Genomic DNA, 19,837 nt, shown 5'->3' with positions numbered 1-19,837 from the left:
AACCCGGGGGTCACGTCACTCGATACGTAAAGCTGTAAAAAATGTCGATCCGAGGCGCAGTAAGATCAATGGGTTAGGCACCATCCTGTAAAAGCGCCCGGCCTGTCCCGTTATTCTTTTTCGAACATTCGTGCCCGATCTGCGCCGCGCCGATCGAACCCGGGGTCAGTGACCAGGAGTAGGATTGGCGGACCAGCCGTCCTAATCAGGACGGTGTCACTTTCCGGAATCGTTCAAGGGCGGTATCACGGCATTGATGAGCGAACAGATCCACTTCGACATCGAGATTGTGCGTGCCGTGGACTGCACCCGTCTTGGCTGGCCTGCACTAGACCAGCGGCAGGAAGGCGGCCGGTTGGGAGGCAATCATGAGTACGTGGATCTCCGCCATATCTCCTGGGCTGAAGCGGTCGATATCGCTGATGAAGAACGCGGGATCATCGACCGCATCGAGCGAGCCGACGATCCGGACGCCGAGTGGACAGTCATCGAGGAGGAGCTTGAGGAAGATCCCGGGCTGATGGTACTGATCGACCTCGGCATCGCCTCGACGGTGGCAGCTCTTTCGGCCGCAGGCTGCATTACCGTCTCGAGCTGCAACGGTGGTGCCTATGGTGACCATCATCACGAGCGTTACCCTCTCGTCGCCTTCTACGCACGTCGGCAGCACGTGCCGCTGCTTCTCGGCGCGGCCGAACGGGCCGGCGTCGGAATTGAGAACGACCCCGACGGTGCGGTGGTCGTCTATGCGGACGCCATTGACAGGATGCCGATTTTCGCTGCGGCACTTATCGAGGATCGCGCGGGTTTCGAGGCGCTGCCGCCGGTGAAATGAAGGTCGGGACGATCAGCCGGAGCGGTCGTCCGCAGGGACATTGGGCCTGAGCTTGGATCGGATCGATCCGAAGCGCCGCAGCGAGAACATGCGTCGAATCAGGGGACGGGATACCGGCCCCGAGATGATCGTCAGGCGAGCCATGCATGCGCGCGGGTTGCGCTTCCGGCTGCACCGCCGCGACCTGCCGGGAACGCCCGACGTCGTTCTTCCCGGGCGAAGGCTCGTGGTGTTCGTGCATGGATGCTTCTGGCACAGGCACCCGGGATGTCGCGGATGTACCACGCCCGGCACCCGCCCCGAGTTCTGGAAGAACAAGTTCGATGCGAACGTCGCTAGGGACAGGAAGGCAACGGAGGCGCTGATCCAGGCCGGCTGGCGGGTGGAGACGATCTGGGAATGCGAAGCCCGCGATGCGAATACCCTGTCCCGTCGCCTGGACGCAATGTTCGATCAGGCGTAGCGTCGGCGCGACAATCGCTTCCGCTGCTGGCGGTCGAGCCTGGCGGCTCACCGGATAACCTGGTAGCCTTCCATAAGCGGAGGGCGACGTGATAACGGGATTGGATATTTTCTGTGGCGCGGGGGGCAGCAGCGCAGGCGCGCGCGCCGCCGGCGTGACGATGCGTGGCGCTGTCGACATGGATGCGGTGGCGACCGCGAGCTATCGGGACAACTATCCTGACGCGCATGTGGTGACCGCTCGGCTCGAAGAGATCGACGTCAGTGCCCTTCACGCCCGGGTCGGCGACGTCGACCTGCTCCTGGCGTCGCCGGAATGCACCAACCACACCTGTGCGAAGGGATCCGCGCCGCGCAGCGAAGAAAGCCGCGCAACGGCCATGTCCGCAGTGGAATATGCCAAGGCCTTTTCGCCACGGTGGCTGGTCATGGAGAATGTCGTCCACATGCGGCCATGGTCGCGCTACGCGGAGCTGAAGCGCGAACTCGAGGCGCTGGGCTACAAGTTGGGCGAGCAGGTGATAGACGCCAGCACCATCGGCGTGCCGCAGAGCAGACGGCGGCTTTTCATCGTTGGCGACCGGGAGCGGGCTCCACGTCTGGTACCTGCGGGAACGGTGACACCAGTACCGGCATCGGCCATCCTCGACCCGGCGGGTACATGGAAGACGACGCTGCTCGACCGTCCCGGCCGAGCCGCCGGGACGCTCGCGCGAGCCGAGCGCGCCTTCCAGGCGCTGGGACGGGAGACGCCGTTCCTGCTGGTGTACTACGGCACGGACGGAAGTGGTGGATGGCAGCCGCTCGACCGCCCGCTGCGCACGATCACGACCGTCGACCGGTTCGCGCTGGTCACGCCTAGTCCCGATGGTCCTCGGATGCGCATGCTGCAGGTGCCGGAGCTGCGGCGAGCCATGGGGCTGCCGCCGGGCTACCTGCTGAACCATGGCACGCGCCGCGATCGGGTGCGCCTGCTCGGCAACGGCGTCTGCCCGCCCGTCATGGAAGCGGTCGTGCGCGCGCTGACGGGATCAGGGGAGACGAACGATGCCGGGTCGGCCGACGTAGGCGGCAGTGTGCCCGATGAGCTGCATGAGGAGCTGTTCGCGTAGGCGGTAGATCGCCTTCCATGCTCCCGTAGCGGCCGCGGGACGGTTCATCTCGAACCGGCTGTTCACGTGCAGCACGAACGGGTCGGCAACCGTTGGCAGGGTCAGAACGGGCGAGCGCCATTCCGCAGCCGGTGGAACTACCTTCCCGTCAGGCCCGGCCAGGCGTGCGACGGTCCCGGGTATTTCGACGGCGAACAGGAATGGGATCGGACCCGGACGCTTCTGCGCGTGATCGCATACCGCGCCGATCCGGACGAGCCTTGGCCGACACAGCGCGTGGTGGTCGCGATGGACCTTGAACTCCGCCCTGAGCAGATGGTCGATGTCGACGCCGAGCACGTCGGTAAGCGCCTTGTCCGTCCAGATATCTGCCGGCACCTCGCTCACGGCACCCCAGTCCGCTGGGGCGATCCGCTCGGGACCAGCCACTGCGACGTGAAGCATGCGGTTGATGCCTCCGGCCTCCGCCGGCGTCGCCTGGGGCAGCTGCTTCTGGCCGTGCCTGGTCACGGCCTTCGCCCACAGTGCGGCAGTCGGGCCACCGCCATCCTGGTTCACGATCCGATCCGCCAGGATCGGCGCGAGCGCACCGGTCACTGCCGCGCGAGGGTCGTCGGCGACGTGTTTCTTGCCGACCGCCTCTACGGCAAGCCGGCTCAGGACCTCGTCGAGCGCACCGCCGAACGCGGCGGTCGTCCGACTGGCCGCCGGGACAAGGGAGGTCAGCGAGGACAGCGTCTCGCCCGCCGCCGCAAGGACGTCCGTTTCCCATCCGATCAGAGCCGCAAGCTGCGGATTGCCGTCCAGGGCAGCCTCGACGGCCTGGCGGAGCTCGTCGGCAGCTTCCGTCGCCCCGGTTCCGACGTTGATGAACTTCTCCTTCGCCAGCGCCATCACCGCAAGTGGCCGGCACCATGGCTTGTCCGCGTCGAGAGACTGGTCGAGATAGTCGGTAAGGGCGGCGGCCAGCTGGGCGTGTTCCGTCCAGAGGATCAGAATGAACGGACCGCCGATCTCGCTGATGTTCTCCTCGAGGATCGAGGCGATGTTGGCGAAGTGCTGCTTGTCGTCGGTGGTCTTCACGCCCGTGATGAGATGAAGATCGAGGAACAGGGCGCGGACCCCGCGAAAGGCAATCTTCTCCAGAGGCTGAGCCGCGTCGAACTGGATGCCCATGCAGGGTGCCCCGAGCCGCTGGAAGGTCTCCAGGATCGCTGTCAGGTGCTCGGGCTTGTCGTCGACGGCCAGGAAGCGCGGGGCGGCGAACATCAGTTCCTCTTCGGTTTCGCAAAGACCAGCGCGATCACGGCGCCGTCGAATTCCTCCGGCACTCCGGCGTCCTCCCGATCGGGGAAGGCCAGCCGTCCGCCGTTCAGCTCCATCACCATGTTGGCGTAGTAGAGGCCCACGCCCATCCCGTCCGGGCGGCGACTGAAGAACGGCCGGGTCAGGCGTTCGGGGTCGTCCTGGAGCCCCGGGCCGGTGTCGGCGATCACGATCGCCGGTCCTTCCGCTATGTCGTGGCTGATGCCCATCCACACCGCGCGCGGCGAACGGTCGGGGGGCGGGCCATCGTCCTCGGGCCAGCGGAAGCGCATCCAGTAGAAGGCGTTGTCGAGCAGGTTGTTGAGCGCGCCAAGCGCGAGGCTGAAGGCGAAGCTCGGTTCGAGATCGGGCGCGTCCTCCTCCAGCATCGGCGCGGCAAGTCGAACCCCGTGCGTCCGGAAGCGGATCCTGTTGATGTCGCGGACCCGACGCACGAGGTTCTTGAGGCTGTGGGGCTTCCTGTCGCCCTTGCGCAGCAGCTCGGTGAAGCCGTCGAGGATGCGCACCAGTTCCTTGGCCTGCGTCTGGATGGCACCCGGATTACCGCCCGCCTCGATGGCATCGTACAGGACCCTTACGCCCTGCTCGATCTCGTGGAAGACGACCGCGAGGTTCATGCCGGAGAGCCCCGCCCGGAGCATCGTCTCGCGCATTTCCTCGTAGTCGCGCTCTACCCTGTTGATCAGCGGGTCCATTTCCGCCGACAGCTTGTGACGGCTGGCCGCGGCGCGCAGCTCGGCGAGCGGTCTACGGATGCGGTCGGTTTCCGGATCCCTGCCAGTGTCGACAAGGACGCGGATGTTGTCCTTGTCGATCTTGCGCTCGGTTTCGAGCAGCGCCAGCGCGCCCAAGACGATCTGCCGGAATCGGCGGTAGGCGTCGTTCTCGACGAAGCCCTCGCGATTCGTCTTCTCCGTCAGACCATCGCTGCTCTCCAGCTTCAGGTCCAGCGCACCGACGACGATGTTGCGGCTGATGTTGCGGGTAGGCGTGTTGACGCGTCGAAGGTCGAGCCCCAGCCAGTCGTCGCCGGGCTCGCCGTAGTTGTAGACCCGGATGCCGTCGCGATAGACGCGGACGCCGCCGTTCTCGTCGAGGAACCCGGTCACGAGCTGGCTGTCGCCGAGCTTTTTCAGGATGGCTTGATCTCGGTCGTAGACGTAGAATGTGCCGGTGACGGGACCGATGCCGGTCGCCAGCGCGGCGTCGGCGGTCACCTGCCGCGGTCCACGGGCACCGCCAGGAGTGTCGTCGTCGCGTTCCGGAACGATCTGCAGCAGCTGATCGGTCTTCTCGACATGACGGGCAGCGAGCTTGATGCCCGTCACGCCGCGGAAGTCGTACTGATAACTGAGGCGGCCGTTCTCGAACGTGAAGCTGAACTTCCACGGTGCCCTGGCGAGAAGCGCTTCGACGTCGGGAACGCCCGCTACCCAGTCCTCGTGTTCCGGCACCGAGAGTGTCGCCTCGAATCTGTCCGACCGGGTGGCGAACGGCGAGGAGATGGAGGTGATCTGCCGCTGCAGCCGCCGGACGTCACCACGCGTCCACTTGCGGTCACGCAGCTCCGTCATCGTGATCCGCGTGCCGGTCGCCTGCCCCTTGAACACCTCTGGATCCCGCGTGACGACCTCGACGGTCGCATCGGACAGGAACGGCTTGGCGATCAGCGCGCTCCAGTCGATCACGACGACGACTTCCTGCTCGCCAGCGGCGCGCGTCACCAGCTCGATGTGATCGCCCAGCTTGTGGACCGCGAAGCGTCCTACGCCCTTCTCGCCGAGCGGCAGGCGATTGAGCCGGGTCCGGCGCATCGCCCTGCGTTGGATCTCCTTGTGGTCGTGCGCCGGCACCAGCCAGATGTCTCGGACCGTGTCGGGCGACATGCCGTCGCCATCGTCCGTCACGGTGATCGAAGGCGAGCCGGTCGCGATACCGTCGATGACGACCTTCACCTCCTCGGCGTCGGCGTCATAGGCGTTCTTGACGAGCTCGAACACGGCGAGCCGGGGCGTGCCGATCAGCTGGTCGCCCAGCAGCTGAAGCAGTCGGGCACGGGGCCGGAAGCTGAGCTGTTCGGATGGTGGCTGGCTTATTGGTCGTACCCGATGCTGGAAGAGGCGCTGCATGAATTGTGCATGGGCCGGACTGGGATGTCGAGATGAATAGCGGGCTCCCGTGCCGCTGCTCTTGGCACGGCTCGGGTCAGGAGGGTCGGTGCCGCTGGACTATTCGCCCGGCGCGGTACGGCGCCCGTTGAATCGTTGCCAGTGTTCCATGAAGTCGATCGGGCGTGGTCCGCCTTCCGGAAGATTGGGCAGCGACCCGTGAAGGTGCCGGTAGCTGTCTGCCACCTCGGGCGCGAAGACTGCACGTCCCGTATCGGGATCGATCGACATGAGGAGTGCGTCGAAGAGCCGGTGCAGGTCGGTCCGCAGCAGCCAGCCGTTACGGGCATCGTCGTCGCCGTCGTCTGCGACACCCTGTAGGTGACTGGCGTCGAGGACCTCAAGCACGTCGCAGCCGCTGATCGGGCAGGTACCATCGTACAGCTCGATCACCGCGGCACGGAAGCGGCCCTGGCCGGGGCGAGCCCAGCGCTCCACGCTCTCCCGTTGACGCCGGAGGCGCTCCTCTTCCGCCTGACCGGTGACATGCACGATGTCGAAACGGGGGCGTAGCTCCGCCGCCGCGTCCCTTGACTGGGGTCCGTCCCAGCCGATGCCGGCTCGCACATAGGCAAGACGCATGATCGCCTTCATGGGATAGGTTCGACCATTCGCGCGCACGAAGTACGAACGCGATCTGCCGCTGCCCGTCTGGCTGCGCAGCTGTTCCGCCGACATGCTGCCGGCTGCCACGAGGGCGTCGTGGAACTGCTCATGGTCGATCAGCATGCATGCACTCAGCCCTCGGGTATCTCACGCCCGAACAAGCCGAGCAGCGCATGATCAGCTAACCCAGCGTGTCCGCCGAACCGGGGGAAGATCATTTGTGTAAGCAGCGGCCTCCAATCGAAATTGTTGTAAATGAGCAGATCGCGGGGCAAGAGCATCGCCGGGATCACCATCATGAAGAAGCTCGCCGAATATTGCAGCGGCAGGGCGGTCGCCAACGACGCTGCGCGATCAACCCCGAGCCTATCTGTGTCGCAGGCCGCACGCGATCTGGACCTGCACGAGAAGGTGCTGCGCAAATGGGTGCGGGAGCAGGCGGCGGACCTGGGGTCGACGTTTCCTGGGCATGGGGTGATGAAGCCCGAGCAGCGAGAGATTGAGCGGCTGCGCCGCGAGTTGGCTAGGATGAAGGCGGAGCGCGACACCAAAAAAAGCGGCGGTCTTGTGCTTCTTCGAAGGCATTCGTTGTCCCCTCCTTGATCCAGATTTTCATAGTCGATGGACCATTCAAAAGGGGGTAACTCAGCGTCACCCCGGAATTCAGTCGGGGTGACGGAAGTGACGTCTCGGTCGATCACGGATGACGGCCAAGGGGGCGCTCGGCCTTAGCCGGCGCGACCGGACGTCAGTCGAAGCAAGCGCCCATCGGTGCCGTCTTCCAATATCCACAACGCCCCGTCCGGGCCGGTCGTGACCGCACGGATACGCGCGCCCATGTCCCATCGGTCGGCCTCGCGGGGGACGCCTCTGTCGAACGCCACGCGGATCAGCGCGGTGGAGGCCAGGCCGCCGATGAACGCCGATCCGCGCCATTGCGGGAACATGGCGCCATTGTAGAAGGTCAGCCCGGCCGGTGCGATCACCGGCGTCCAGTAGAGCGCGGGCTCCTGATACGTCCGGTTTCCGGCGGGCGAGGCGATCGGCGTGTCGTCGTAATTCTTGCCGTAGGAGACGATCGGCCAGCCGTAATTGCGGCCCGGCTCGATCAGGTTCAGCTCGTCGCCACCCTGCGGGCCCATCTCGGTTTCCCACAGCCGCCCGTTGGCGTCGAAGGCCAGCCCATAGGGATTGCGATGGCCCGTCGACCAGATCTCCGCCGGTGTGAGGTTCGGTTCGGTCAGCGTGACGGTGCGGACCGGCGCCTTCGCCGCCGCGCCGCTATTCTCGGGCGGATCGATCACCCCGACACTGGCGGTACCGACCTTGCCCGCGCCCGGATTGCCCGGCGCGGGTGCGCCGTCGAGCGTCAGGCGCAGGATCTTGCCCAGCGCCTGGTTCGGATCCTGCGCGGGGGTGAAGCGCTGGCGCTCCCCCGAGGCCAGAAACAGATAGCGGCCATCGGGAGAGAAGGCGATATAGCCGCCGAACTGCCCGCCGGCGCCGCGCGGCAATTGCCGCCAGATCACCTTCAGGTCACGCAGCATCGGTTGTGCGCTGGTCAGGTCGAGCGTGGCGCGCGCGAGCGCCAGCCCGTCACCGCCCTCGCCGGGCTCCGAATAGGTCAGGTAGATCTGCCGATCCTGCGCGAACCGCGGCGAGGCCGCGACGAACAACAGGCCGCCCTGTCCCTCGAAATGGACCTTCGGCACGCCGCGCACCTCCGTCTTCTGCCCGGTGCCGGTGGCCAGCCACAGCCGGCCGGGCTTCTCGGTCACCAGCATTCGCCGGTCGGGCAGGAAGGCCAGCGCCCAGGGTGAATCGAAGGTCGCGATCGCGGTGGTCTTGAACGGCTTCACCTTGTTCGGCTGCGACGCGCCGTAATTGACGGGCGGAGACGATTCCGCTGCCGCTTTTGGTTGTTCCGAAGCGGGTACTGCATGGCAGCCGAGCAGGAGCAGCGGCGTCAGGCCGGACAGGGATGAACGAAGCACGATGGAGCCTTTCGGGAAGGGGAGCGCGACGCGCCGGGCGGCATGCCGGGACGATAATCTCATGTGAGGCGGCGGGAGGACGCAGCTTGGTCCTCCGGGTCGTAGATGCCGGTGTCGGCGAAGGCATTGTCGATCAGCGTGGCCATGGCGGCGGCCGCCGCCGCGCCATCGCCGGACACGAAGGCGCCATAGACCGCCTGATGATCCGGCATCGGGTCGCGGGTCTGCTTGCGCTCGTCACGCGCGAAGCGGGTCGTCCATTCGATCGCCGCGGCGATCGAGGTCGACAGCGTCAGCAGCGGCTCGTTGCGGGTGGCTTCGAGGATCAGCAGGTGGAATGCCTTGTCCGCCGCGCGCCCCCGTGTACTCAGGAGGCCGTAGCGGCCCATTTCCTCCAGCGCGTGGCCCATTTGCGCCAACTGTCGGCTGGTCCGGCGCACCGCCGCCAGCGCCGCCGCCGAGGGCTCGACGATGCTGCGCAGTTCGAAGATGCCGCGGATGAACGCGGTGTCGGGGCCGCTTTCGAACATCCAGCCGAGCACGTCGAGATCGAGCATGCTCCAGCGACTGCGCTCCGTGACGAGCGTGCTGCTCTTCACGCGGTTCTGCACCAGCCCCTTGGCGGCAAGCACCCGGAGCGCCTCGCGATAGGCGCCCCGCGACACGTTGTTTTCGGCACTGAATCGCTCCTCGCTGAGCAACGGCGTGCCCGGCGGCAATCGTCCGCTGACAATCGCGACGCCCAGGTCGTGCGCGATGCCGCTGCCGATTCCCGTCGGTCGATCTGACACCGGCGCGGTCGGTTGAAGAGAGCAGGTGTCCACCGGGGGGTGATCGTCGCGCATCGCGCGAATGGACCTTGTCCCGGCGCCCCGGTCAACCCTCCTTCCCATTAACTTGTGAGGGCAGTTTTATTAGTACGGTATTTTTCTATTGCCGATCGCGTGATGTGCTGGCAAATCTGGTAGGACAAGATCGCGGATCAATCACGCGGGCGGACAGGGAAGGATGGGGCATCGGCTTTGACAGCGCCGTGCGGATTCGGCCCGACGCCGGCGGTCGCACGATCGGGAGCACCGCCAGCCGCGCGTGATGCGGTGCGGTGCTGTCGTCGAGCACGGGTCGATAACGCGCGCAAATGTGACCGGACGACCGTTTGAAGGAGGATGTGATGCCCCGTTTCCCGACCATGACGGCGATAACGGCCATCGTGCTGGCCGGATCGCCCGTCGCCGCCCGGCAGGTCGCGACCGATCCGGCCGCGCCAGCGGCGCCGACGGCGGCGCGCGATGTGACGGTTACGGTCGATGCGCGCAAGCCGATCGGCGCGTTGCCGCCGGTGTGGCGGTTCTTCGGCGCGGACGAGCCCAATTACGCGACCATGAAGGACGGCCGCAAGCTGCTGCTCGAACTCGGCAAGCTGCGCGAGGGGGCGGTCTATTTCCGCGCGCACAACCTCCTCAATACCGGCGACGGCACCCCCGCATTCAAATGGGGCAGCACCAACGTCTACACCGAGGACAGGGACGGCAACCCTGTCTACGACTGGACGACCGTCGACCGGATCATCGACACCTATCTGGCGCGGGGCGTGCGCCCCTACCTCCAGATTGGCTTCATGCCGGAAGCGATGACGACCGCCCCTGCCGGAACTCCCTATCAGCACAGCTGGCGGCCGGGTTTCGGCTACAATTTCATCATTTCCGGCTGGGCCTATCCCCCGAAGAGCTTCGACAAGTGGCGCGAGCTGGTCTACCAATGGACGCGGCACAATATCGAACGCTATGGCCGGGCCGAAGTCGAGCGCTGGTATTTCGAGGTCTGGAACGAACCGAACGGTGCTTATTGGGAAGCGCCGCGCGAGGATTTCTTCAAGCTGCACGATTACGCCATCGACGGCGTCCGCCGCGCCCTGCCGACCGCCAGGGTCGGCGGGCCGGACACGGCGGGCGCGGGCGGCGAGTTCATGGATGCCTTCCTGAAGCATGTGTCCAGCGGCACCAACTATGCCACCGGCCAGACGGGCACGCCCACCGACTTTCTCGCCTTCCACGCCAAGGGGCAGCCGGAGTTCGTCGACGGCCATGTGCGCATGGGGATCGCCACGCACTTGCGGGAGGTCGATCGCGGCTTCGTCAAGGCGACCTCCATTCCCGCGCTGTCGAACAAGCCGGTGGTGATCGGGGAAAGCGATCCGGAGGGCTGCGCCGCCTGCCCCGGCCCCGAGAACGCCTATCGCAACGGCACCATGTATTCGAGCTACACGGCGGCGAGCTTCGCGCGGATCTGGGAGCTGGCGGCACGACGGCGGGTCAATCTGGACGGCGTATTGTCCTGGGCGTTCGAGTTCGAGAACCAGCCCTGGTTCGCCGGCTATCGCCAGCTGTCGACCAACGGCGTCGATCTGCCCGTGCTCAACGTCTTCCGGTTGTTTGCCAAAATGGGGCCGGAGCGGATCGCCGCGACGAGCAGCGCGCAGGTGGCGCTCGACACGATCGTCAAGGACGGCGTTCGGGAACAGGCCGATATCGGCACGCTGGCGACGCGGACGCCCGACGGGCGGATCGCGGTGCTGCTGTGGCATTATCACGACGACGACGTGCCCGGTCCGATCGCGCGGGTGAGGCTCGACATCGCCGGAACGAAGGCCGGGGCGGCGACGCTGTGGCGGGTCGATGGCGACCACGGCAATGCCTTCGCCGCATGGCAGCGTATGGGATCGCCCCAGTCGCCCAACGACAAGCAATACAAGCAGCTGGAGGCCGCCTCGATCATGCACGAGGAGTCGGTCGCCGCGACCGGCTCGACGCGCGGCGGGCGATCCTTCACCGTCGCCCTGCCGCGACAGGGCGTCGCGCTGCTGGTGATCGATGGCCGTTGACCGACCTGCGGCGGGCGTCACGCCGGGGGGACGCTGGGGCATCGCGCTGCTGATCGCGGCGGCGATCGCGATCAGCTATCTCGACCGGCAGACGCTGCCCTGGGCGATCAAGTTCATCGAGGCCGACATCCCGATCGGCAACCAGACCAAGGCGTTCCTCGATAGCGCGTTTCTCGCGACCTATGGGCTGATGTATCTGGGCGGCGGCTGGCTGCTGGACCGGATCGGGACGCGGCGCGGCTTCCTGCTCATCATGATCTTCTGGTCGCTGGCCTGCGCCAGCCACGGTCTGGCGGGCGGGGTGGTGGCGCTGGCCGTCAGCCGGTTGCTGCTCGGCATGGGGGAGGGAGGCGGCTTTCCCGCCGCCACCCGCGCCGTCGCCGAATGGTTCGGCCCGCGCGACCGGGCGGCGGCGATCGGGCTGGTCAACGCCGGGACGGCCGTCGGCGCGGTGATCGCCCCGCCGTTCATCGCGCTGGTGCTGGCGAACGCCGGCTGGTTCGGGCTGGCGAGCTGGCGCTGGGTATTCTTCCTGACCGGCGGGCTGGGGCTGGTCTGGGCGGTGGTCTGGTTCGTCCGCTACACCACGCCCGCCGGATCGCCGGATCCCGTCACCGAAGCGGGCAAGGTGCCGGCGCTGCCCGCGCTGATCGTCCGGCGCGAGGTCGCCGGCGTGGTCGGCGCCAAGTTCCTGAGCGACGGCGCCTGGTATTTCTATCTCTTCTGGCTGCCCAAATATCTGTTCGAGGCGCATGGGTTCGACCTGAAACAGGCCGCGACCATCGGCTGGATACCCTATGCCGCCTCTGGTGTCGGCAGCCTTTTGGGCGGCTGGCTGTCCAGCCGACTGCTGGCGAACGGCCGCTCGGTCAACGCGGCGCGCAAGATCGCGCTGGGGATCAGCGCGGCGCTGATGCCCTGGGTCATGCTGGTCCCGCTGATATCGTCGATCCCGGCGGTGCTGTTCCTCTTCAGCCTGGCCTTTTTCGGGCAGCAGAGCTGGTCGACCCTCGTCATGACCCTGCCGACCGATCTGGTGCCGCGCGAGATGCTCGGCCGGCTGGCCGGGCTGGTCGGCATGGGCGGCGCGTTCGGCGGCATCGTCATGGGGCAGGCGGCGGGCTGGGCGCTCGACGCCGGCTTTGGCTACACGCCCGTCCTCGTCGTCGCGGCGCTGCTCCACGTCACCGCTTTCGCGCTCATCTGCGTGACGATCCCCGTCATCCACCGTCTCGATTTCACCCGAAAGGTTCGCTCGTGAAGATTACCGAAGTCCGTACCCGCGTCGTCGAGTGGCGTGGCGAGACGCAGCCGCTGCCGCCGCATTTCTGCACCAATCCGATGGACCTGGTCGCGCCGATGATGACGCGCGAGACGATGGCCACCTTCACCTTTCACGGCTGGCTGATCGTCGAGATCTTCACCGATCAGGGGCTGGTCGGCATCGGCAATGCCGCGCTGTCGCCGCGCGTCACCAAACAGATGATCGACCAGTATCTGGCGCCGCTGCTGATCGGCCAGAACCCGTGGGACACCGAATTCCTGTGGCAACATATGTACCGCAAGACGATGGCGTTCGGGCGCAAGGGGGTGGCGATCGTCGCCATCTCCGCGATCGACATCGCGCTATGGGACCTGATGGGCAAGGCCGCGAAACAGCCCTGCTATCGCCTGATGGGCGGACGGACGAAGCCGCGCATCCCGGTCTACGCCAGCCGCCTCTATTCGATCGGGCTGGAGGATCTCGCCGCCGAGGCCAGCCGCTACAAGGCCGAGGGTTACGGCGCGATGAAGCTGCGGTTCGGCTGGGGCCCGACCGACGGCGCGGAGGGCATGGCGCGCAACATCGATCTGGTGCGCACCGTCCGCGAGACGGTCGGCGACGAGATCGACGTGATGGCCGACGCCTATATGGGCTGGAGCCTGGATTATGCGAAGCGGATGATGCGACTGCTCGAACCCTTCAACCTTCGCTGGTTGGAAGAGGCGATCATTCCCGACGACGTGCACGGCTATCACGAGCTGCGCCGCTTCGGCAGCACCCCGATCGCGGCGGGCGAGCATGAATTCACCAGCTATGGCTTCCGCCAGCTGATCGAGGCCCGCGCGCTCGACTATATCCAGTTCGACACCAACCGCGTGGGCGGCATCACCGCCGCGCGCAAGATTCAGGCGCTGGCCGAGGCCTATTCGATCCCGGTCGTGCCGCACGCCGGGCAGATGCATAACTATCACGTGGTGATGGCCAGCCTGAATTCGCCGATCGCGGAATACTTCCCGCCGGTCGATGTCGAGGTCGGCAACGAACTGTTCTGGTATATCTTCAAGGGCGAACCGTCCGCCCAGGACGGCTATATCGATCTCGACGACGATGTGCCCGGCCTCGGCCTGACCGTCGACGAAGCGGCGCTGGCGAAGTTCGAGGTGATCGAATGACCACGAAGGTAACGATCCTCGGCACCGGCATCATGGGGTCCGGCATGGCGCGCCGCCTGCTCGACCGGGGTGTGTCGGTGACGGTCTGGAACCGCAATGCGGCGCGCGCCGCACCGCTGGCGGCGGCGGGTGCGACGATCGCCTCGACCCCGGGCGAGGCGGCGGCGCGGGCCGACATCGTCGTGGCGATGCTGGCCGACGACGATGCATCGCGCGGGGTCTGGCTGGGGGAGAGTGGCGCGTTCGCGACCATGCGCGCCGGCGCGATCGCGGTCGAATGCAGCACGCTGACCCATGGCTGGATCGCCACGCTGGCCACCGAGGCCGCCACGCGCGGCATCGGCCTGATCGATGCGCCCGTGACGGGAAGCCGCGCGCAGGCCGCCGCCGGTGAGCTGCGCTTCCTGGTGGGCGGCGACGCCGCCACCGTCGATGGCGCGCGTCCGGTCCTGGCCCTGCTGGGCGTCGAGACCATCCACCTCGGCCCGAGCGGCAGCGGCGCGATGCTCAAGCTGCTCAACAATTTCCTGTGCGGGGTTCAGGTCGCCGCCTTGGCGGAGGCGGTGGCCGCGATCGAGCGCAGCGGTCTGGATCCCGACGCGGCCTTCCGTGTCATCCGGACCGGCGCGCCGGGCAGTCCGCTCGTCAATGCGGTCGGCGACCGGATGATGCGGCGCGCGTACGAACCGCATTTCCTGGTTCCGCTGATGGCCAAGGATCTCGATTATGCCGCGCGGGCGATGAAGGAACTGGGGGTCGACTCGCTGATGGCCGCTCCCGCGCGCTCCCGCTTCCAGACGGCGGCGGGGCAGGGCCATGACGGAGACGATATCGCCGCCATCGTCGAGCCGCTGCGCTGACGTCGCGTCCGTCGGCCGGGCCGGATCGATGACGCGATCCGGCCTTGATCCTGTCGGAGCCCGCGCGTTGGCCGACGCCCGCGCCCGCGCCGATTAATCGTCGGCGTCGCGCAGCGCATTCTCGATCAACGTGGCCATCGTGCTGCGCGCCCGTTCCGCGTCACCCGCCACCAGCGCCGCATACACCGCGTGGTGATCGGGCATCGGATCGCGTCGCTGCTGGCGATGGTGGCGCGCGAAGCGCGTCGTCCATTCGACGGCCGCCGCGATCGAGCTGGACAGGGTGCTGAGCGGCTCGTTCCTGGTCGCCTCCAGGATGAGCAGATGGAAACGCTGGTCGGCGGCGCGGCCGACGCTGTCCAGCAGGCCATACCGCTCCATCTCTTCCAGTGCATGGCCCATCCGCGCCAGTTGCTTCTCGTCCCGGCGCACCGCCGCCAGCGCCGCGGCGGACGGCTCCACGATCGACCGCAACTCGAAGATGCCGGCAATGAAGTCCCGGCTCGGCTCGCCCTCGAACATCCAGCCCAGGACATCCAGGTCCAGCATGCTCCATCGCGACCGCTCATTGACCCTGGTGGCACTCTTGGGGCGGTTCTGTACCAGCCCCTTGGCGGCAAGGATACGCAACGCCTCGCGATAGGCGCCGCGCGACACGCCATGCTCGCTGCTGAAGCGGTCTTCGCTCAGCAACGCCGTGCCGGGCGGCAACTGGCCGCTGACGATCGCCACCCCGAGATCGTGCGTGATCCCCCCACGGACGTCCCGGGGGCGAGCGGATGGCTCGGATCCGAGCGGCGTGGAAGATGCGGTCATGGCGCTACAATGCCGGAGGACCGAGATCGTCGTCAAGAAACGCACCATCCGCAACTGGCCCTACCAAAAGGCGCGATTTTATTCCTAAGATAGGTAATTACTGGAGATTTTGTGCAATCTGGTAGGGTTAGGTACACAGGTGAAAGGGCGGACATACCGTCGACAGGAGGGGTTTGGTCATGGTGGGACATCGTTATCTGGCGTCGGCGGCGACGGCCTTGGTGACAATGGGCATGGCGCAGGGCGTTGCCGCGCGGTCCGGCGATCGCGATCAGGCCGTTGCCGTCCTCCCGGCGTCGGGGGGCGCGAGTGGGCGGAGCGGACCGACGTGTCCTACACCGCATTCGCGAGGAGAATGACGCCGGCTACGTCCAGGGCAGTCTGCAGATCGGTCGGCTGGACGGCCAACTGGGCGGCCGCGTGTTCCGAACGGACATCACGTCGAACGCCTTCACCGTGCTGCGCGGCGTCGCGACGCCGGTGACGATCGAGAGCAGGAGCACCGACGTGCTGCCCAGCCTGGCGCTTCGCTACAAGTTGACCGACACCCTGTTCGCGCGGTTCAGCGCCAGCAAGACGATCACCTGGCCGAGCTTCGCGCAGCTTAACCCGGCCTCGACGCTGACCCCGGCGATTCCGGGTGCGCAGCCGTTCGGCTCCGGCAGCAGCGGCAACGCCAACCTGCAGCCGATCTGTCCCGACAATTTCGACCTGGCGCTGGAATGGTAAATGGGGCAGCACCAACATCTATACGGAAACCACGGATGGAAGGCCCATCTACGACCGGACCGACGTCGATCGCATCATCGCCACCTATATCCAGCGCGGCGTGAACCCCTATCTGCCGATCGGCTTCATGCCGGCGGCGATGACGACCGCCCCGCCGACCTGCCGTACCGGCACAATTGGCGGCCGGGCTTCGAGTTCAAGTACGTCATGGGGGCTTGGGCCTATCCGCCCAAGAGCTACGACAAGTGGGGCGAACTGGTCTATCAATGGACCCGCCACAACGTCGAGCGGTATGGGCGCGCCGAAGTCGAGCGCTGGCATTTCGAGGTCTGGAACGAACCCAATGGCAACGGCTATTGGCATGGCACGCCCGAGGAATGGTACAAGCTGCACGATTACGCGATCGACGGCGTGCGACGCGCATTGCCGACCGCGCGTGTCGGCGGGATCGATTCGGGCGGCGAGGGCGGCACGTTCATGGACGGCTTCCTGCGGCATGTGACGTCGGAGCCGAACGACGCCACTGGCAAGATCGGGACACCGACGGACTTTCTGTCCTTCCATGCGAAGGGACAGCCCACGATCGTCGACGGTCATGTCCGGATGGGTATCGGCGTTCACCTTCGCGCGGTGAACAGCGGTTTCGACAAGACGCTGTCCATTCCGTCGCTGGCGTCGAGGCGATGCGCTGGGCTGCCGGTCGGTCCCGACCCGCGCTCAGTCGATCGACCACTCCCACACGCCCGCGCCCGGCGTCGCCATGGTCAGCCGCAGGTAACGCGCGGTCGTCGGATGGCGCAACGCGATCGGGGAACCGCGATGATCGGCGGCGTCCAGCAGCGGGCGCCAGCGCCGCCCGTCACGCGACGCCTCGATCGCGAAGCGATAGCCGCGCGTGGCGAACTCCGGGCGGAGCCGGCTGCCGCGGATCGCGCGTACCGCGCCCAGATCGGCGGTCAGCGTCCTGTCGGCGCCCGCCCGCCACAGCGTCGCGTAATTGTCGTCCGCCGCGCCGCCGCCCGCGCCGACCGCGCGCCACGCCAGCCCGCGCGCGCGCCGGGTCGCGAAGCCCGCGACCTCGCTGCCATGCGTCGGCACGACCGTCGTCAGCGTGCCGTCGGCGGCGATATCGAGCCGGTCGACCGCCACCTGCCGCAGCACGGCGTCGCCTTGTTGCGGCCACGGCAGCGCCTGGCGGTGGTACAGGATGTAGCTCTGCCCCCCGGAGCGGAACACCGCGTGATGCCCCGGGCTCACGATGTCGTGCTGCGCATCCGTCTGCAGGACCGGACTGTTCGGCGCCTCGGTGAACGGCCCGAACGGGGTCGCGCCGATCGCATAGCGGACCTTGTACGTGTCCTTGGTCGTGTTGCCGTCGCTATAGGTCAGCAGGTAGCGCCCGTTCGCCTTCATCATGAACGGCGCCTCGAAGTAATGCGCCGGTGTCACGTCGCGGGGCGCGCCATCGAACGTCACCATGTCGGGCTTCAGCTTCACGACGAAGCAATGGCCGTTGACCCAGTTGAGCCCCGATCCCCAATAGAGATACGCCTGCCCGTCGTCGTCCACGAACGCCTCGGCGTCGATCATGTGATAGGCGGGGGCGAAGTCGCGCGCGATCAGCGGTTTGCCGCCGTTCGCGTCGCGCCACGGCCCGGCGGGCGAGGGCGCGGTGCCGACCCACACCTCGCTGCCGACCGAAACGTACATGAACCAGCGCCCGTCGTGCGCCTTCACCACCGATGGCGCCCAGACCTTCGCATCGCCGGAGGTCGGGCTGGTCGCGGCCTGCTTCGTCGGCCATTCGGGATTGGAGAAGGTCCAGTCGCGCCCGTTCGTCGAGGACCAGCGCCCCAGCCGGTCGTCGCCCCACGGGTCGATGGTCGCGAAGATGTACCAGGTGTCGCCGTCGCGCACGATCGACGGATCGGCGAAATAGCCGGGCAGCAGCGGGTTGCGCGCGCCGGCCGTATCCCAGCGGGCGGGGGCGTCGGCGGCCAGCACCGCCGGGGCCGCCGCGAGCAGCAGGGCGATCATCGCGAGACGGGACATGGCGCATTCTCCATCGCGCCACGGCGCAGGATCAGGGTGACGATCGCACGCGGCGGCGCGACCGTGCCGGTGACGCAGGCGGCATCGTGTGTGGCGTCCGTCAGGATCATCCGCGCGCTCCACCCAGCGGGCACGGCCAGGTTGCGCGGATAGAGCCCGGCGTTGACATGGACCAGCGCCAGGGTCTGACCGTCCGGCGACAGCGCGCCGACCGTGTCGAGATCGTCGACGGGCACCAGCCGGTCGCCGGGGCGGATGAAGCGGCTGAACTGCGCCATCGCCCAGTATTTGCGCGTCACGCGAATGCCGTGCGACGCGCTGTCGGGCGCGCGCAGATCGGCCTTCACCACGCCCCAGTTGCTGCCGGGCTTGCCGTCGCGCGCGCTATTGTCCTCGACCGCCTGCCAGAACACCCACGCGACGGGCTCCAGCCGCTTGAGATCCAGAACGACATGTTCGGCGAACGCGAGCGGCGAGGTCATGCCGTCGATGTTCTCCGGATCCTTGTCGAGCGGCGCGTCATTCTCGCTCATCCACAACCGGATGCCCGAGGCGCGCGCGATGTCGCGCACGCCCGTCTGGTGAATGTTGCCATAGCTGTGGACGTTCAGTTGTCCGATCCGTGCGCGCGTCGCCGCCGGATAGCCGGCCCAGTCCTGAAGGAACAGGATGGAGTTGGTCTCGTCGGGTGCGGCGACGACGGTGCGCAGGCCGCGCGCCTTCAACGCCGCGTCGCTGGCGTCGATCATCGCCGCCTGCCGCGCCGGGCTCCAGTGGGCGCCTTCCTGCTTGTTGGCGGCGAACCAGTAATCGGTATTGGGTTCGTTGACCGGCGATAACGTGCGGAAGGTGATGCGGTGGCGGCGCTGCAATTCGTCGACGCTGCGCGCCAGATAGGCGGCGAACGCGCCCTCGAATCCGGGGCGCAGATTGTCGTCGGTCGCCGTCTCCGCGCCCGATACCCGGCCCGAGACGGTCATGAAATACGGCGGCGAATTCGAGAACGCCTCGAAGATCGGCTGCTTCACGCGGTCGCGGATCGCGTCCAGCCACCAGCGTTGGCGGCGGTCCTGCGACCAGTCCCACATCGCCTCGTCATCGGCGCGCCACCAGTCGCGCCCGGTCACGCCCGCCGGTTGCCGCCAGAATCCGGGCACCGCGCCACCGGGGCGCAGATAGGGGGGCGTGTCGGCGGCATTGCCTCCGCCGATATTGTAGCGCGCGATCGTCCAGCCCAGCCCGTCCTTGCCGTAGAACAGGTCGGCGAGCCGCGTCCGCTCCGCGTCGGGCCACCCGCCGGTCACATCCGCGAACCACGCCAGCGCCGTCCCCCAGCCCTCGAAGGTCGTGGTCGCCGGGCGCTCGATCGCCGGGCGGAGGGCGACGGTGATCGCCGGTTGCTGCGCCAACGTCGGCGCGGCGATCGTCATGAGCGCAGCAAGCGGCGACAGGCGCGCCCATTGGCGCAGGCGTGGGCCGTTCATGATCTCTCCTGTCTTCTTTGTATGACAATAACCATGGAGGGCGAACCGTCAACGTTCCTCGACCGGCGGAATCACC

At 67.1% G+C, this 19,837-nt stretch carries 17 protein-coding genes and 2 pseudogenes; 10 read left to right on the top strand and 9 right to left on the bottom strand.

Features of this window, described 5'->3' with window-relative positions; translation table 11 throughout:
• Window positions 1-256: 256 nt before the first annotated feature.
• The 3 genes from NS334_RS07485 to NS334_RS07475 all read left to right on the top strand — a co-directional run bounded on the left by NS334_RS07485 (window position 257) and on the right by NS334_RS07475 (window position 2,409).
• Entirely contained in the window at window positions 257-835 is a 579-nt protein-coding gene (locus NS334_RS07485) for a hypothetical protein (protein ID WP_058755350.1), read from the top strand.
• Between the two features lie 52 nt (window positions 836-887).
• Window positions 888-1,298: a very short patch repair endonuclease gene (locus tag NS334_RS07480; protein ID WP_083500321.1), complete on the top strand. Its 411-nt coding sequence runs from the start codon at window positions 888-890 to the stop codon at window positions 1,296-1,298.
• Window positions 1,299-1,386: 88 nt separating this feature from the next.
• A complete protein-coding gene (locus NS334_RS07475; protein WP_206542641.1) occupies window positions 1,387-2,409 on the top strand; it encodes a DNA cytosine methyltransferase in 1,023 nt (340 codons plus the stop codon).
• Here NS334_RS07475 and NS334_RS07470 read toward each other — a convergent pair.
• The 4 genes from NS334_RS07470 to NS334_RS18600 all read right to left on the bottom strand — a co-directional run bounded on the left by NS334_RS07470 (window position 2,329) and on the right by NS334_RS18600 (window position 6,808).
• Entirely contained in the window at window positions 2,329-3,678 is a 1,350-nt protein-coding gene (locus NS334_RS07470; RefSeq protein WP_206542640.1) for a hypothetical protein, read from the bottom strand. The genes NS334_RS07475 and NS334_RS07470 overlap by 81 nt on opposite strands.
• Entirely contained in the window at window positions 3,678-5,864 is a 2,187-nt protein-coding gene (locus NS334_RS07465; protein ID WP_058755349.1) for an ATP-binding protein, read from the bottom strand. Before NS334_RS07465 ends, NS334_RS07470 begins: the two co-directional genes overlap by 1 nt.
• A gap of 99 nt (window positions 5,865-5,963) precedes the next feature.
• Entirely contained in the window at window positions 5,964-6,632 is a 669-nt protein-coding gene (locus NS334_RS07460; RefSeq protein WP_058755348.1) for an HNH endonuclease signature motif containing protein, read from the bottom strand.
• An 8-nt stretch (window positions 6,633-6,640) separates the two neighbouring features.
• The gene (locus tag NS334_RS18600) at window positions 6,641-6,808 is read right to left on the bottom strand and encodes a hypothetical protein (protein ID WP_193753025.1); all 168 of its coding nucleotides are present in this window, start codon (window positions 6,806-6,808) and stop codon (window positions 6,641-6,643) included.
• Here NS334_RS18600 and NS334_RS18145 point away from each other — a divergent pair.
• Window positions 6,765-7,082 (top strand): annotated as a pseudogene (locus tag NS334_RS18145) (transposase); the annotation flags it as partial. The gene NS334_RS18600 and the pseudogene NS334_RS18145 sit on opposite strands and share 44 nt — an antisense overlap.
• A 155-nt stretch (window positions 7,083-7,237) precedes the next feature.
• On the opposite strand, the gene NS334_RS07445 reads toward NS334_RS18145, so the two are convergent.
• Window positions 7,238-8,503: a PQQ-dependent sugar dehydrogenase gene (locus NS334_RS07445; RefSeq protein WP_241491850.1), complete on the bottom strand. Its 1,266-nt coding sequence runs from the start codon at window positions 8,501-8,503 to the stop codon at window positions 7,238-7,240.
• Between the two features lie 59 nt (window positions 8,504-8,562).
• Window positions 8,563-9,348, bottom strand: a complete 786-nt coding sequence (locus tag NS334_RS07440) for a FadR/GntR family transcriptional regulator (protein WP_058755345.1) — start codon at window positions 9,346-9,348, stop codon at window positions 8,563-8,565.
• Between the two features lie 326 nt (window positions 9,349-9,674).
• On the opposite strand from NS334_RS07440, the gene NS334_RS07435 reads away from it, so the two are divergent.
• Genes NS334_RS07435 through NS334_RS07420 form a run of 4 tightly spaced genes read left to right on the top strand, consistent with a single transcriptional unit; the run spans window position 9,675 to window position 14,680 of the window.
• On the top strand, window positions 9,675-11,384 hold the full coding sequence (locus NS334_RS07435; protein ID WP_241491849.1) for a GH39 family glycosyl hydrolase: 1,710 nt from the start codon (window positions 9,675-9,677) through the stop codon (window positions 11,382-11,384).
• Window positions 11,374-12,645 carry an MFS transporter gene (locus tag NS334_RS07430; protein WP_058755343.1) on the top strand — a complete coding sequence of 424 codons (1,272 nt, stop codon included), beginning with the start codon at window positions 11,374-11,376 and terminating at the stop codon, window positions 12,643-12,645. Before NS334_RS07435 ends, NS334_RS07430 begins: the two co-directional genes overlap by 11 nt.
• Window positions 12,642-13,820, top strand: coding sequence for an L-rhamnonate dehydratase (locus tag NS334_RS07425; protein ID WP_058755342.1), 1,179 nt, complete (start codon window positions 12,642-12,644; stop codon window positions 13,818-13,820). The genes NS334_RS07430 and NS334_RS07425 overlap by 4 nt, the downstream gene beginning before the upstream one ends.
• Window positions 13,817-14,680, top strand: coding sequence for an NAD(P)-dependent oxidoreductase (locus tag NS334_RS07420; RefSeq protein ID WP_058755341.1), 864 nt, complete (start codon window positions 13,817-13,819; stop codon window positions 14,678-14,680). Before NS334_RS07425 ends, NS334_RS07420 begins: the two co-directional genes overlap by 4 nt.
• Window positions 14,681-14,773: 93 nt before the next feature.
• Here the strand turns inward: NS334_RS07420 and NS334_RS07415 are convergent, their stop codons facing one another.
• A complete protein-coding gene (locus NS334_RS07415) occupies window positions 14,774-15,496 on the bottom strand; it encodes a FadR/GntR family transcriptional regulator (protein ID WP_058755340.1) in 723 nt (240 codons plus the stop codon).
• A 309-nt stretch (window positions 15,497-15,805) separates the two neighbouring features.
• Between NS334_RS07415 and NS334_RS07410 the strand changes: the two genes are divergently transcribed.
• Together NS334_RS07410 and NS334_RS19345 are read left to right on the top strand one after the other, a co-directional pair.
• A complete protein-coding gene (locus NS334_RS07410; protein ID WP_058755339.1) occupies window positions 15,806-16,225 on the top strand; it encodes a TonB-dependent receptor domain-containing protein in 420 nt (139 codons plus the stop codon).
• Window positions 16,226-16,735 (top strand): annotated as a pseudogene (locus NS334_RS19345) (GH39 family glycosyl hydrolase); the annotation flags it as partial.
• A 207-nt stretch (window positions 16,736-16,942) separates the two neighbouring features.
• On the opposite strand, the gene NS334_RS07405 reads toward NS334_RS19345, so the two are convergent.
• Window positions 16,943-18,277 carry a family 43 glycosylhydrolase gene (locus NS334_RS07405; RefSeq protein ID WP_058755338.1) on the bottom strand — a complete coding sequence of 445 codons (1,335 nt, stop codon included), beginning with the start codon at window positions 18,275-18,277 and terminating at the stop codon, window positions 16,943-16,945.
• Window positions 18,259-19,761, bottom strand: a complete 1,503-nt coding sequence (locus NS334_RS07400; RefSeq protein ID WP_058755337.1) for a glycoside hydrolase — start codon at window positions 19,759-19,761, stop codon at window positions 18,259-18,261. Before NS334_RS07400 ends, NS334_RS07405 begins: the two co-directional genes overlap by 19 nt.
• Window positions 19,762-19,837 lie beyond the last annotated feature (76 nt).

This window comes from Sphingomonas endophytica, assembly GCF_001476895.1.
Taxonomy (GTDB): Bacteria; Pseudomonadota; Alphaproteobacteria; order Sphingomonadales; family Sphingomonadaceae; genus Sphingomonas; species Sphingomonas endophytica_A.
This window is presented reverse-complemented; position numbering and strand designations above follow the sequence as displayed.

Coding starts and splice junctions, on each gene's coding strand:
- NS334_RS07405 (WP_058755338.1), bottom strand. CDS start 18,277: ATGTCCCGTCTCGCGATGATCGCCCTGCTGCTCGCGGCGGCCCCGGCG.
- NS334_RS07460 (WP_058755348.1), bottom strand. CDS start 6,632: ATGCTGATCGACCATGAGCAGTTCCACGACGCCCTCGTGGCAGCCGGC.
- NS334_RS07470 (WP_206542640.1), bottom strand. CDS start 3,678: ATGTTCGCCGCCCCGCGCTTCCTGGCCGTCGACGACAAGCCCGAGCAC.
- NS334_RS18600 (WP_193753025.1), bottom strand. CDS start 6,808: ATGATGGTGATCCCGGCGATGCTCTTGCCCCGCGATCTGCTCATTTAC.
- NS334_RS07435 (WP_241491849.1), top strand. CDS start 9,675: ATGCCCCGTTTCCCGACCATGACGGCGATAACGGCCATCGTGCTGGCC.
- NS334_RS07465 (WP_058755349.1), bottom strand. CDS start 5,864: ATGCAGCGCCTCTTCCAGCATCGGGTACGACCAATAAGCCAGCCACCA.
- NS334_RS07420 (WP_058755341.1), top strand. CDS start 13,817: ATGACCACGAAGGTAACGATCCTCGGCACCGGCATCATGGGGTCCGGC.
- NS334_RS07430 (WP_058755343.1), top strand. CDS start 11,374: ATGGCCGTTGACCGACCTGCGGCGGGCGTCACGCCGGGGGGACGCTGG.
- NS334_RS07485 (WP_058755350.1), top strand. CDS start 257: ATGAGCGAACAGATCCACTTCGACATCGAGATTGTGCGTGCCGTGGAC.
- NS334_RS07415 (WP_058755340.1), bottom strand. CDS start 15,496: ATGACCGCATCTTCCACGCCGCTCGGATCCGAGCCATCCGCTCGCCCC.
- NS334_RS07440 (WP_058755345.1), bottom strand. CDS start 9,348: ATGCGCGACGATCACCCCCCGGTGGACACCTGCTCTCTTCAACCGACC.
- NS334_RS07400 (WP_058755337.1), bottom strand. CDS start 19,761: ATGAACGGCCCACGCCTGCGCCAATGGGCGCGCCTGTCGCCGCTTGCT.